This is a genomic window from Shewanella sp. QJM3NY_23, from assembly GCF_056173105.1.
Window position 1 is genome coordinate 3,551,884 of the sequence record NZ_CM149657.1, and the last position, 13,139, is coordinate 3,565,022.

The following is a 13,139-nucleotide window of genomic DNA, read 5'->3' on the forward strand; positions in this document are numbered from 1 at the left end:
TCGCAGTCCTTCCCTATATACATGAATAATATGAATTAAGTGATAAAAAATGGCGCTTAGGATAATTGCCTAAACGCCACTTTTTAGGCGGCGCAGACTACGCTGCAACCGACTGTCTTCTTCCCGTACAGACAACATCACTTCCTCGATATAACTTAAATGTTCGTTCGAGGCTTCTCTTGCTGCTTCGGGATCGCGGCGCACGATAGCGGCAAGTAAATCTCGCCGATGCTCATTTGCCATCTTAGAGGCGTCAGCTCTACGCTTAAGCAACTCTAAGTTTTGCGCCACATTCTTATGCAGCACGGGAGATAAACTTAGTACCAAGTGTAGCATCGCCACATTGTGCGATGCCTCGGCAACCGCGCGATAAAAACACACGATCGCTTCGGCCTGCTCCTCAATATTAGGAGCCGCTTCTACCGCTTGGATTTTTTGTTTGATGTTTTGCATATCCGCATCGGTACCCCGAAGCGCCGCAAAATAAGCCATCATGCCTTCAGTGGCGTGACGAAACTCGAGTAGGTCGTATTGACTCTCAGAATCGCTGTGCATCAGCTCCACAATAGGATCGGCCAAACTCTGCCAAAGTTGTTCTTTGACATAAGTGCCACCGCCTTGACGACGGAGCAACAATCCTTTTGCTTCTAACTTTTGAATGGCTTCACGAAGAGAGGGTCGAGAGACTTCAAATTGCAGTGCCAATTCACGCTCTGGCGGTAATTTTTGTCCCGGTTGCAGACTACCTTCAAGGATCATCTGCTCCAACTGACCCATGATCACGTCAGAGATTTTTGGCTGGTTGATTTTGCTATAAGCCATATGGGCCTCAGCTCCTATTGTAAATTGGTCTTACCAATTTAATTGACTGAGCGCACTTTATCAAATCACATTTGAGATGTCTAGTTCGTGATCTGCTTCATATTGCCTCAGGATTTGTGAGGATAGCTGATATTTTGCTGCAGGGGGTCTGACCATTTGCCAATAACAAGGTCAACGGCAACCCCCCGCGCTATCGTGGTGTGAGTCGGTGGCGCTATGCCACCACGCCAAATATCGTTAACAAAGATAATCCCGTGACTAACAGGATAAAATTTCGTTTACTCAACTGTAGCAAAGAGATAGTCGATTGCACGCATATGGGCGTCGCCGATGAAGCCTCGATAGTTTCGGCAGCCAAGGCCACCTCGGCTATCACGGTTCTGGCAGGCATTCGCCATTGCAGTGCCAAGCGGCGCCAGCGACTAAATGCAGCCGAAAAATGACCGCTCAAAACATAACCAAACGCGATCAAGCGACTCGGTAGCCAATCAAGCACAGCCAACGCCGAGTCCACCAGCGGTAAGCTCATTTTTTGGCTAGCGGCCTCATCAGAAAAATAACGCACGGTACAATAAAGCACGGCGCCAGCAGGCCCAAAGAAAATTAAATACAGCGCCACTGCGCCATAAAAACGATAATTAAGCCAAGCCACAGTCTGACCCACTTTAGCGCCTAAGTCCGTTTCCGATATCGCATCGAGGCTAACGCTGGGATCAAGCGCCTCGGCAAAGTGAAAACATGCTTGCGCATCCCCTCGGCACGCCGCTTGAATATATTGCTTAAAGACTTGCCGCTGTTTGAGGTGACTAAAGCATAAAATCGCCACCGCCACCCATAACAGTAAGCTAATAAGCCCCCAAAACATCCCCTCAACAAACCAAGCCAACACCTGTACACTCACCGCGGGTAACAGCAGTGCCAGCAGCATCATGGGTTCATTTTTCAGCGCATTATCACCAAAAAAAGCCTTGTTATACCAAGCCAACAAGGTCTCTAGCTGCCAGGCTTGTGGCAACAGTTTTAACCGCTCAATCATAATCGCTATCAACAACGAAAACAGCGCCATCTCAGTCTCCTTACCTTGTCAATCAATCGTCTTATCGGTATATCCGAGTAGACTCTGTTTAAACCTAGACCAGTCAAAACTCGCGCTTCGCACCGAGTTCGGTTTTACGCCAAGGCGCTATATCACTTAAATAACAATACCTTGCCAATCAATCGGCTTACCGGCTTACCCGAGTAAACCCTTTTTATACCTAGACCAGTCAAAACTCGCACTTCGCACCGAGTTCGGTTTTACGCCTAGGCGCTATATCACTTAAATAACAAAATCTTGCCAATCAATCGGCTTACCGGCTTACCCGAGTAAACCCTTTTTATACCTAGACCAGTCAAAACTCGCACTTCGCACCGAGTTCGGTTTTACGCCCAGGCGCTATATCACTTAAATAACAATATCTTGCCAATCAATCGGCTTACCCGAGTAAACACTGCTTATACCTAGACCAGTCAAAACTCGCACTTCGCACCGAGTTCGGTTTTACGCCCAGGCGCTATATCACCTAAATAACAAGACCTTGCCAATCAATCGGCTTACCGGCTTACCCGAGTAAACCCTTTTTATACCTAGACCAGTCAAAACTCGCTCCTGGGTCGGTTTTACGCCCAGGCGCTATATCACAGTGTCCTACTATTCGCTCGCCATTGAGCATAGGGTAGGCGTCAAACAACGCTAAGGTTAATTGTTGTAATGTTGCATATTGGGCATCGGTATAAGCAATATCATCTGTGCCTTCTAACTCAATCCCAATGGCAAAATCATTACACCCTTCGCGCCCCTCATAGCACGACACGCCCGCATGCCAGGCTCTGTCATCACAGCTGACATACTGCACTAATTCCCCATCGCGACGAATTAAAAAATGGGCCGATACCGTTAATTGGGCTAACTCACAAAAGCTGTCGTCAGCGCTAACATCGATGCAGCCTTGAAACAGCTGGTCAATATAAGGCAAACCAAATTGCCCCGCCGGTAAGCTAATGTTGTGGATCACCAATAAACTCACCTCGCCATGAGGGCGCGGATTAAAGTGTGGCGATACACAGCGCCTTGCATGGCTGACCCAGCCATCATCTTGCATTGTTAGTTTACTCATCTTGCCTCGAATGCGGCCAACTTGCCTATCTCTATATTGTCTAAATAGGTGTATGGCTCTATGCCAGCTATTGTTAACATTAATCACTGAGTTTAAAAGCCAATAGCTGCGAATTCACCCGCCTAAAATAGCAAAAAAAAGCGCGAAATCCACTTTACCTGCATTTGTCTCGCCCCGCCAGTTAAGGCGGAGTGAATCGATAAAACCTCATCAACAATCATCGCCATACCCACAGTGACTAACACTTATCACTGATTACAACCGCTTTGCTATATAAGGGCGGTAATTCAATCTACAATTTACGCTGCTTTTTCAGATTCAGATTTGCTATCATCCCGGTACAAAACACCAGTGCTAGCAGCTAATACGGGCACAACGCCATAAGGCATTTACGCCACTCTTAATGTCTCCACAAACGGGATAATTAACCACAGGTCGCTAACCGCCACGAGAGACTGCTACTCACAGAGGACAGAAACATGTTGGAAAATGATATAAGACTCGCGGTTAAAATCGCCCTCGAAGAAGATTTAGGCTACCAAGCCGACAGCAATTTGAGTGCCCAAGAAAAACTCAGCGCCGATATTACCGCCCAACTGATCCCAAGCGATCGCTATGCACAGGCCACCCTCATCACCCGTGAAGAGGGAGTCTTTTGCGGTAAGGCATGGGCAGAGCAAGTCTTTAATCAGCTCGGCAGCGAAGTCGCCCTCCATTGGCATGTCGACGACGGCGATCTACTCGTCCCCAACCAAGTATTGTGTGAACTGTCCGGCCCGGCGCGCGCCATTTTAACCGGTGAGCGCACCGCCATGAACTTTATCCAAACATTATCGGGCGTGGCCACCCTAACAAAACATTATGTCGATAGGATCGCAGGCTCTCACTGTAAACTACTCGACACTCGCAAAACCATCCCAGGGCTGCGCACCGCCCAAAAATACGCGGTCACCTGCGGTGGCGGACAAAACCATCGTATCGGGTTATTCGATGCCTTTTTAATCAAAGAAAATCACATCATGGCCTGCGGCTCAATCGCTAAGGCCATTAACGCCGCTCGTCAACTGGCCAGCGATAAATTGGTCGAGGTTGAGGTCGAAAGTCTCGACGAGTTAACCCAAGCCTTAGACGCCCAAAGCGATATTGTGATGCTGGACAATTTCGACGTCACCATGATGTTACAGGCAGTCGAGCTTAATAACCGCTACCCTGAGGCCCAGCGCGCTAAGCTTGAGGTATCTGGCAACGTCACTTTAGACACCATCGGCGACTTTGCCAGCACAGGTGTCGACTACATCTCAGTCGGCGCGCTCACCAAACACCTTAAAGCGCTCGACCTATCGTTAAGGCTGAAAGATTAGCCCCAACCGACTCGCCCTAAAGGTCATCAGTCTTACGCCATAAGCATGAGGTGACGCTCAAGGCCATACGCTAGCACCTCATCTATCTGACTTATCGAGCCGCATCACCAGCGGCTCGGCTTAATCACAACCACCTGAGTATCGCGGCGCCACCTTTAATAAGCCTGCGAACTCGATCTTAAATAGACATCAATTCACACGCTCGTGCAGTCGACATAGCTCGCGCGCTAATCAATCTGAGGTGATCAATAAACTGCGCTAGCTAAGCTAAAAGATAAGCCAAAAGATAAACCAGAAAATAAATCAAAAGAGACAGTCGATGCTGTACGACTGACGACTAAAGCCAGCCTAATCACAAGCTCTATTACGAGCCCTAATGGCAAGCCCTAATTACAAACCAAAGTTATGAGCCCTAATTACAAACCAAAGTTACAAGCGCTAATTACATTCTCAGAGCCGTGATACCACCACCGGTTTGTAACAAAAAAGATAATGCCAAGTTACTTTTAACGTGAGTTCCAACATACAATCAAGGCTAAATCACTCAAGCCAGTTATCGCGACCCAAAACCACAGCAACTACCTATAAATGAGTAAACAAGATCAATCCATATAAAACTTACGACTGACAATAATTTGGCTAAAAGGTCCAAGGTCACAACTGGTCTGCTCACTTAACAAACAACATTTTTTTGACTAACTGAAGAAATGTGCCATTTATTTAGACAGCGACAAAAATATGTTAGAACTGTTTTTACAAAAACACCCAAGCATTAGACAAATTTATCGCTAAATTAGTACTTTGTTGTCATTGGTAGTTCCATTTCAGTTAACTTTGTACTAACTTTGACAGCAGGTGAGACGGCCATTTTGGTCACCTCACCACCAAGCTAGACTAAATACTCAGTCGAAAGTATTAATATGGCGAAAATGAGCTAGTATTGCAGGGTATGCGCCACCAAAACAGGCTAAACAAAAAGATAAGATGAGTTAAATTAATTAACATTTATCTTTATTTTTGAAACCAAGGTGTTACATTGCCCGCTGGCAAATTTCAGCTAAAAAATAGCTAAAAAAGAGTTAAAGAGTGGCTAGAAGGTGGTGGTTGAAACTGAGGTTTAAACTGAGGGTTAAACTGAGGTTGAAACTGATAAACTTGCCCAAACGACATACAGTACACCAACAATGTTGTACAACTTATTAATGCACTACATTAACCTAGGATAACACCAGCATCATCGCTGCTAAATCCTCAAGTTAATGGCAATTGATAAGCCAATTACCTAAATTAGGTAGTTACTCTTTAGTGGCTAACTCGTTTTTAGGTAAAAAATAGTAAACGAAATAGTAAACGAAATAGTAAACAATAAGATAACATTATCGTCCGACGGAGAGCGTAACAATGAAAGGTATCCAATTGAACAAACAAATGAACAACGCTAAGGGTTTCACCCTAATCGAATTGATGATCGTAGTCGCGATCATCGGTATTCTAGCAGCCATCGCACTGCCTGCTTATCAAGATTACACTAAGAAATCTAAGTTTTCAGAAGTTGTGACGGCTGTTGGTGCTGCTCGTACAGCCGTAGAACTTTGTTATCAAGAAGAGGGAGCTCTAGCCAATTGTGATGCGGGCTACAGAGGCATCCCCGCAACAGTCGCAACTGGTACTTATGGTAATTTGGACACAATGACAATTGTTGATGGGGTGATTACTGCAACCGCAGTTGCAGGAATTGACTCGGTGAACCTAGTTGCTACACCGGTCCCAGACACAACTACTAAAGTTCTAGTTTGGACAGCAACATCTACTACAACCCCCAGTTGTTTAACAAATGGATGGTGTAAGCAGTTTAAATAACACTCCGACACGTATAATGCCAACCTCAGGCCTCCATCTAGGATTATCAACGCTATTTATCCGTAAAGGGCTGCTCAATGAGAGCAGCCTTGCGGAGGCCGTCAAGCAGTCTCAAAAAACCAAGCAAGCTCTGGTCACCACCCTAGTGACCAGTAAGCTTTTATCAGCCCGTGAGATTGCCGAGCTCTGTTATGAAGAATATGGCACGCCGCTACTAGACCTTAATGAATTCGACCTAAGCAGCATCCCCGAAGACTTTCTCAATCGTAAACTCATAGAGAAACACCGCTGCCTGCCGCTGTTTAAGCGCGGTAACCGCCTCTATATTGGTACCTCAGATCCCACCAATATTGCTGCCCTTGAGGATTTTCAGTTTAGCGCCGGCCTGCACGCCGAGGCGATATTAGTCGAAGATGATAAACTCACCAAAGCGCTGGAAAAGGTGCTCGAAGAGGATATCTCGGCGCTGGATTTAGACGGCATAGATGCCGACTCCCTCTCAGGTATCGAAATTACCGATACCGACAAGCGCCATGATGAGCCGACAGGGGACACCAGTGACGATGCCCCGATTGTTATCTATATCAATAAAATTTTGACCGATGCCATCCGTAAAGGGGCGTCGGACTTACACTTTGAGCCTTACGAGAAGCGCTACCGCATCCGCTTTCGGGTCGATGGCATATTGCATCAAGTCTCCGAGCCACCGGTGAATCTCTCTGGCCGCATCTCCGCGCGGCTAAAGGTAATGTCAAAGCTTGATATTGCCGAGCGCCGCGTGCCACAAGATGGCCGCATCAAGATGAAGCTGTCGCGCACTAAATCTATCGATTTTCGGGTGAGCACCCTGCCCACCATCTGGGGCGAAAAAATCGTAATGCGTATCTTAGACTCATCCTCGGCGCAGCTCGGCATCGAAAAGCTCGGCTATGAAGACGATCAGCGCGAGCTGTATGAGCAGATGCTGGCTAAACCCCAAGGGATGATCTTGGTCACCGGCCCTACAGGCTCGGGCAAAACCGTCTCTCTCTATACCGGGCTGAATATTCTCAACACCGAAGAGCGCAATATCTCCACCGCCGAAGATCCAGTCGAAATAAACTTAGAGGGCGTTAATCAGGTTCACATTAACTTAAAAGCAGGCCTCACCTTCGCCTCGGCGCTGCGCTCATTTTTACGCCAAGACCCTGACGTGGTGATGGTGGGGGAAATTCGCGATCTCGAAACCGCCGAAATCGCCATCAAGGCGGCGCAAACCGGCCACTTAGTGCTCTCGACCCTGCACACGAACTCGGCGGCCGAAACCTTAACCCGTTTGATCAATATGGGCGTGCCCGGTTATAACATCGCCAGCTCGGTCAACTTAATTATTGCCCAGCGCCTTGCCAGACGCCTATGCACCGAGTGCCGCGAGCCAGAAGAGGTGCCAGAAGATGAGCTGTTAAGGCTCGGCTTCACCCAACTGCAAATCGATGAGGGCTTTACCGTGTATAAGCCAGTGGGGTGCGACCTCTGCTCTGGTGGCTATAAAGGCCGCGTCGGTATTTATGAAGTGATGAAGATGTCAGATGAAATAGCCCGCACCATCATGGAAGGCGGTAATTCATTGCAAATTGCCACCCAAGCCAAGGAGCAAGGCATGCGTGACCTGCGCGGTTCTGGCCTGCGCAAGGTGATTGCCGGCGTCACCAGCATTGCCGAAATTAACCGTGTGACCAGCTTCTAGCCTAAAACAATAAGTGATTGGCGACTTACAGCCTAAGATTTACAACTTAATACATACAGCTCAATACTAAATACTTACGAGTTAAGGACACACCATGGCCAGCGCATCACTTGCCAAGTCAAAAAGCCTATCGAAAAGCAAAAAGAGCAAAGCGGCCAAGGCGCAGCCAAAGGTCGTCACTTTTGAGTGGAAAGGCACCAATCGCGATGGTAAAAAAACCGGTGGCGAGCTGCGCGGCACCTCGGCTGCCGAAATCAAAGCCCAGTTAAAATCCCAAGGGGTAAACCCCAAAGTCGTTAAGAAAAAAGCCGAATCGCTATTTAAGCGCGACCCTAAGATCACCGCCATGGATATCGCCATGATGACCCGCCAGATTGCCACTATGTTGGCCGCCGGCGTGCCCATTGTGACCACCTTGGAGATGCTCGGCCGCGGCCATGAAAAACCTAAGATGCGTGAACTGCTCGCCACCATAGTCGGCGATGTGCAATCGGGTATCCCGCTGTCGGACTCACTCAGACCCCACCGCAAATATTTCGACGATCTGTATGTCGACCTTGTGGCCGCGGGCGAGCACTCAGGCTCTCTCGATGCGGTGTTTGACAGAATCGCCACGTACCGCGAAAAAGCCGAGGCGCTCAAGTCTAAAATCAAAAAAGCCATGTTTTATCCGGCCGCCGTAGTGATAGTGGCAATTTTGGTCACCTCTTTGCTACTACTCTTTGTGGTGCCCCAGTTTGAAGAGATCTTTAATGGTTTTGGCGCCGAGCTGCCAGCCTTTACCCAATTAATTATTGGCCTGTCTCGTTGGCTGCAAGGCTCATGGTATTTCTTTGTCATCGCCATCATTATAGGGGTATGGGCATTCAAACGCGCCCACTTAACCTCTGAATCCTTTCGTAACCGCGTCGATGAAGCAGTATTAAAAATTCCAGCCATCGGCAATATTTTGCATAAAGGCGCCATGGCGCGTTTTGCCAGAACCTTAGCTACCACCTTTGCCGCCGGTGTGCCATTGATCGATGGCTTAGAGTCGGCCGCCGGCGCATCGGGCAACTATGTCTATCGCAAAGCCCTGTTGAATGTGCGCCAAGAAGTGATGTCAGGCATGCAGATGAACGTTGCCATGCGCACTACCGGCCTATTTCCCGATATGCTGACCCAGATGGTGATGATTGGTGAAGAGTCTGGCGGCCTCGATGAGATGCTTAATAAGGTGGCTAATATCTACGAAATGCAGGTAGATGATGCCGTCGATGGTTTATCTAGCCTTATCGAGCCCGTTATGATGGTAGTGATAGGTACCGTGGTGGGTGGCTTGATTGTCGGCATGTATTTACCCATCTTCGAAATGGGTAATGTGGTAGGCTAACCCTTGAATGAAGTGCGTTAATAAATAGCATTTAAAGCCATTATTTACATAAGCTATTGGTTAAATAAGCTATTGACTGACAACTTGACATAGAAGATACCATTTTTAGTAACTATTTAGCATTAAGCAGATAAGAATAATAATGACTCAATTTATCAATTTAATGGCGCAGCACCCTTGGCTGTTTGCCGCCATCAGTTTTGTCTTTGCTGCCACTATTGGCAGCTTTCTCAACGTGGTGATCCACCGTTTACCTGTGATGATGAAACGCGAGTGGCAGCAAGAGTGCAACCAATACCTCAAAGAATATCATCAGCCCCTGATTGCCCCTATCGCCGATAAACTCGGTGCGCCTATCGATGCCTTTCCAGCCAAATACAATTTGATTGTCCCTGGCTCGGGTTGCCCCAAGTGCAACACCGCGATCAAACCTTGGCATAACTTACCCATAGTGGGTTGGTTAATGCTTAGAGGCCGCTGCGCCAGTTGCAGCATGCCGATTTCACCTCGCTATCCGATAATTGAAGCGATAACCGGCGTTGCAGTAGCGTATTTAGCCCTGCATTTTGGTCCCACCTGGCAATTTGCCTTGGCAACATTGCTCACCTTCGCCCTACTGGCACTGACCTTTATCGATCTCGACGAAATGCTACTGCCAGATCAAATCACCTTACCGCTACTCTGGCTAGGTTTACTCATTAACCTCAACGGTACCTTTGCCACAAGCACTGACGCCATTATTGGTGCCGCTGCGGGTTATTTGAGCCTGTGGAGCGTCTTTTGGGGCTTTAAATTACTCACAGGCAAGGAAGGCATGGGCTACGGCGACTTTAAACTACTCGCCGTTTTTGGTGCCTGGTTAGGTTGGCAGATGCTGCCTTTAATCATATTGTTATCATCGGTTGTCGGGGCTGTGGTCGGCATCGCGATGATCGTCAATAAGAAAATCAACTCGGGTAACCCTATTCCGTTTGGCCCTTATATCGCCATCGCAGGATGGATAGCCATGTTATGGGGCGAGCAGATAGTCAACGCTTATTTAGCGACCCTATAGCCCTCTATCTTTGTCTATAACACTACTTTGAGAATTTAAGAGCCAGCCATGTCAAATTTTGTTGTCGGATTAACAGGGGGAATTGGCAGTGGAAAAACTACCGTGGCCAACCTGTTTGCCGAGTTAGGTATCACCTTGGTTGATGCCGACATCGTCAGCCGAGAAGTGGTTGCCAAAGGCAGTGAAGGATTAGCCAAAATAGTCGAACACTTTGGCGAAACCATCTTACTCGATAATGGCGAGCTTAACCGAGCAGCATTAAGGCAACGTATTTTTAGTAATACAGCCGAACGTGAATGGCTTAATGCCCTTTTGCATCCACTCATTAGGGCAGAAATGCTGTCGCAATTAGAAAAAGCCGACTCACCCTACGCTATTTTAGTTGTGCCCTTGCTATTTGAGAATGGTTTAGATAGCTTAGTCAATTGCACTTTAGTGGTTGATATTTCGCCTGAACTACAAACCAAGCGAACCATCGAGCGTGATGCGGTCAGTGCAGAACAAGTCCAAAATATAATAAACAGTCAGGCCAGTAGAGCCGAGAAACTGTCAAAAGCTGATGATGTCATCGACAATCAAGGAACGATATCAGCATTAAAAGGCAAGGTAGCTGTATTACATAATAAATACCTAACACTAGCCGGTCACACTTGATACTGTCATGAATGAATTGATCTATGAACAGCCACTGAATGAGAAGACCCGCAGTTATTTGCGGCTCGAATATCTTGCCAATCAGCTGCAAAGCAATCTAGATCAAGATCATCAACACCGATGCTTTTATCCGCTGTTTTCCTTGTGTGAACTCACTGAGCGTTGTGACTATCGCGGTGAAATCATCAAAGATATCGATAAACAGCTGCAACACTTAAAACAGTGGCAAAATCAAAATGAGATCGATAAACAACAGCTCACAGACTTTATCGATAAATTGCAAGATGCCAGAAAATGCTTAATCCACTGTCAACGTCCCGGACAAATACTCAAACAAGACCGCTTCTTATCCGCACTGAGACAACGATTTGGCATGCCCGGCGCCTGTTGCAATTTTGACTTACCCCAACTGCATTTTTGGTTAGCAAAACCCTTCGAAACCCGTCAGCAAGAATATAGAGCCTGGATAGCACACTTCGACTGCTTACTCACCCCCATCAAACTGCTACTTGAATTAACTCGCCAAACCACTCATTACACCGATGAAACCGCCGCAGCAGGTTTCTATCAAGGCAGTAGCGACCAAGCCCTATCATTGATTAGAGTGAAACTTGACGCTGCACAAGGCTGTTACCCCACCATTAGCGGTAACCGCAATCGTTACGCCATCCACTTCGTCGGCTTTGAGCAACAAAAACATTCAGACCAAACCATCGACTTTATGTTGGCAACCTGTCGCTAAACTGATTACCATTGGGCTTAATGCCAATCCAATTAATTAAGCGATCGACTTATTAATTCGCTTGGTATAAATCACCAAAGCGTCAATGGGAGCTTTTATGCCAACTGTAGTAAACTGCCCAACCTGCAAAGCCCAAGTAGAATGGACTGCAACATCTAAATTCAAACCTTTCTGCAGCGAACGCTGTAAGCTTATTGATCTTGGCGACTGGGCATCAGAGAAGCACGCCATTCCAGTGAAACCTGAGTTCGATGCCGAATCCTTAGATGCACTCGGGTATGATGAAGCAGATTTTTTCAAGGACAACTAACCGATGAAACGAGTACATGTCGCCGTTGGTGTTGTCATGAATGCCGCTAACCAAGTACTGCTAGCTAAACGCCCAAACCACCTTCATCAAGGTGGAAAATGGGAGTTTCCAGGTGGTAAAGTTGAAAACAATGAAACAACATCACAAGCACTAATCAGAGAGTTGCAAGAAGAGGTCAACATCACAGTTAGCGATACAACGCCTCTAATGACAATTGCTCACGATTATCCCGACAAACAAGTCCTACTCGATATCCATATAGTGAAAACCTTCTCTGGAGAGCCTAGAGGCCTTGAGGGACAAAAAGTGGAGTGGGCAGACTTACATAAGTTACAGCACTACGACTTTCCCGCTGCTAATGCACCAATCATAGATAAACTCCTCTCTTTATAGCCCTATCAGTCCAATATCCATAGATATTGGACTTTTCAAAGCCCCTACGTGGATGTAGAGAGTGCAGTAAATGCATGAGCTATTCACTACCCATCACATGAATTGAAGCTACTTATAGCCTCATATTCGAATGATTATTGCAAAGCAGTTAAACGAAAAAATCCCCAACACGCAGTGCTGGGGATTTATCGTTACTGTTTTGCCTTCACTTTTCTAAAAAGTGAAAACCAAAGTGGCGTCTGTTATGGTCAGCTTCGAGCTAGCTCTCCGCGTTCAGCGCCAGCATCAAGCTGCGCTTGATAAGCGCAGACGCTTCACCCTACTCTACATGGGTTTGAGCCTCACTACGTTCGGACTTTTTATTTCCCCATGTTCGAGTGGTTATCTCCAGGCTAAAACGAAAAAAGCCCGTTGCATTAGCAACGGGCTTTATCGTATTAGGCGTCTGGAAATGACCTACTCTCACATGGGGGTGAAAGTAAGCTGTTTTGAATACGCAGTATTCAGGCTTGCTTGAACGCGGAGAAGCTTGCCTTCGTAGCGGGGGAGCCCGCTCAGCGGCGGGTCGACATCGGGGTAGGCATTGCACGTACGTGCTTAAGTGGAAAAACCACCTGCCTACATTGAAATTTGCTATGGAAAGCAACGCTGAAAACTTATAAAACCCAAACGCAAAAAAGCCACCTTAT

Annotated in this window: 12 protein-coding genes; 9 read left to right on the forward strand and 3 right to left on the reverse strand. The window is 47.1% G+C overall.

The genetic code is table 11. From position 1 onward, the window contains the following. Nucleotides 1–69: 69 nt before the first annotated feature. The 3 genes from pdhR to ampD form a co-directional block, all read right to left on the reverse strand. Nucleotides 70–822, reverse strand: a complete 753-nt coding sequence (gene pdhR, locus AC0VXX_RS15710; RefSeq protein ID WP_110457013.1) for a pyruvate dehydrogenase complex transcriptional repressor PdhR — start codon at nucleotides 820–822, stop codon at nucleotides 70–72. A gap of 214 nt (nucleotides 823–1,036) precedes the next feature. Further along, nucleotides 1,037–1,888: a beta-lactamase regulator AmpE gene (ampE, locus tag AC0VXX_RS15715; RefSeq protein ID WP_475515031.1), complete on the reverse strand. Its 852-nt coding sequence runs from the start codon at nucleotides 1,886–1,888 to the stop codon at nucleotides 1,037–1,039. 535 nt (nucleotides 1,889–2,423) lie between these two features. Next, nucleotides 2,424–2,978 carry a 1,6-anhydro-N-acetylmuramyl-L-alanine amidase AmpD gene (gene ampD, locus AC0VXX_RS15720; RefSeq protein ID WP_475515032.1) on the reverse strand — a complete coding sequence of 185 codons (555 nt, stop codon included), beginning with the start codon at nucleotides 2,976–2,978 and terminating at the stop codon, nucleotides 2,424–2,426. A 479-nt stretch (nucleotides 2,979–3,457) separates the two neighbouring features. On the opposite strand from ampD, the gene nadC reads away from it, so the two are divergent. The 9 genes from nadC to mutT all read left to right on the forward strand — a co-directional run bounded on the left by nadC (nucleotide 3,458) and on the right by mutT (nucleotide 12,450). Continuing rightward, nucleotides 3,458–4,339, forward strand: a complete 882-nt coding sequence (gene nadC, locus AC0VXX_RS15725) for a carboxylating nicotinate-nucleotide diphosphorylase (RefSeq protein ID WP_475515033.1) — start codon at nucleotides 3,458–3,460, stop codon at nucleotides 4,337–4,339. A 1,428-nt stretch (nucleotides 4,340–5,767) separates the two neighbouring features. Continuing rightward, entirely contained in the window at nucleotides 5,768–6,199 is a 432-nt protein-coding gene (locus AC0VXX_RS15730) for a pilin (protein WP_475517055.1), read from the forward strand. Between the two features lie 16 nt (nucleotides 6,200–6,215). Next, nucleotides 6,216–7,925 (forward strand): type IV-A pilus assembly ATPase PilB, encoded by a 1,710-nt coding sequence (pilB, locus tag AC0VXX_RS15735; protein ID WP_475515034.1) that lies wholly within the window; start codon nucleotides 6,216–6,218, stop codon nucleotides 7,923–7,925. Between the two features lie 94 nt (nucleotides 7,926–8,019). After that, complete coding sequence (locus AC0VXX_RS15740) at nucleotides 8,020–9,297, forward strand: type II secretion system F family protein (protein ID WP_475515035.1); 1,278 nt, start codon at nucleotides 8,020–8,022, stop codon at nucleotides 9,295–9,297. A gap of 142 nt (nucleotides 9,298–9,439) precedes the next feature. After that, complete coding sequence (locus AC0VXX_RS15745; protein WP_475515036.1) at nucleotides 9,440–10,351, forward strand: prepilin peptidase; 912 nt, start codon at nucleotides 9,440–9,442, stop codon at nucleotides 10,349–10,351. 48 nt (nucleotides 10,352–10,399) lie between these two features. Continuing rightward, nucleotides 10,400–11,005 carry a dephospho-CoA kinase gene (gene coaE, locus AC0VXX_RS15750; protein ID WP_475515037.1) on the forward strand — a complete coding sequence of 202 codons (606 nt, stop codon included), beginning with the start codon at nucleotides 10,400–10,402 and terminating at the stop codon, nucleotides 11,003–11,005. Nucleotides 11,006–11,012: 7 nt separating this feature from the next. Beyond that, nucleotides 11,013–11,747, forward strand: a complete 735-nt coding sequence (gene zapD, locus AC0VXX_RS15755; RefSeq protein ID WP_475515038.1) for a cell division protein ZapD — start codon at nucleotides 11,013–11,015, stop codon at nucleotides 11,745–11,747. 97 nt (nucleotides 11,748–11,844) lie between these two features. Then, entirely contained in the window at nucleotides 11,845–12,057 is a 213-nt protein-coding gene (gene yacG / locus AC0VXX_RS15760) for a DNA gyrase inhibitor YacG (RefSeq protein WP_119978225.1), read from the forward strand. A gap of 3 nt (nucleotides 12,058–12,060) precedes the next feature. Beyond that, nucleotides 12,061–12,450, forward strand: a complete 390-nt coding sequence (gene mutT / locus AC0VXX_RS15765; protein ID WP_475515039.1) for an 8-oxo-dGTP diphosphatase MutT — start codon at nucleotides 12,061–12,063, stop codon at nucleotides 12,448–12,450. The last annotated feature ends 689 nt before the right edge of the window (nucleotides 12,451–13,139 follow it).

What these genes read in the sequence shown, in the direction of transcription:
- pdhR (WP_110457013.1), bottom strand. Translation starts at nt 822, where the DNA reads ATGGCTTATAGCAAAATCAACCAGCCAAAAATCTCTGACGTGATCATG.
- ampE (WP_475515031.1), bottom strand. Translation starts at nt 1,888, where the DNA reads ATGGCGCTGTTTTCGTTGTTGATAGCGATTATGATTGAGCGGTTAAAA.
- ampD (WP_475515032.1), bottom strand. Translation starts at nt 2,978, where the DNA reads ATGAGTAAACTAACAATGCAAGATGATGGCTGGGTCAGCCATGCAAGG.
- nadC (WP_475515033.1), top strand. Translation starts at nt 3,458, where the DNA reads ATGTTGGAAAATGATATAAGACTCGCGGTTAAAATCGCCCTCGAAGAA.
- AC0VXX_RS15730 (WP_475517055.1), top strand. Translation starts at nt 5,768, where the DNA reads ATGAACAACGCTAAGGGTTTCACCCTAATCGAATTGATGATCGTAGTC.
- pilB (WP_475515034.1), top strand. Translation starts at nt 6,216, where the DNA reads ATGCCAACCTCAGGCCTCCATCTAGGATTATCAACGCTATTTATCCGT.
- AC0VXX_RS15740 (WP_475515035.1), top strand. Translation starts at nt 8,020, where the DNA reads ATGGCCAGCGCATCACTTGCCAAGTCAAAAAGCCTATCGAAAAGCAAA.
- AC0VXX_RS15745 (WP_475515036.1), top strand. Translation starts at nt 9,440, where the DNA reads ATGACTCAATTTATCAATTTAATGGCGCAGCACCCTTGGCTGTTTGCC.
- coaE (WP_475515037.1), top strand. Translation starts at nt 10,400, where the DNA reads ATGTCAAATTTTGTTGTCGGATTAACAGGGGGAATTGGCAGTGGAAAA.
- zapD (WP_475515038.1), top strand. Translation starts at nt 11,013, where the DNA reads ATGAATGAATTGATCTATGAACAGCCACTGAATGAGAAGACCCGCAGT.
- yacG (WP_119978225.1), top strand. Translation starts at nt 11,845, where the DNA reads ATGCCAACTGTAGTAAACTGCCCAACCTGCAAAGCCCAAGTAGAATGG.
- mutT (WP_475515039.1), top strand. Translation starts at nt 12,061, where the DNA reads ATGAAACGAGTACATGTCGCCGTTGGTGTTGTCATGAATGCCGCTAAC.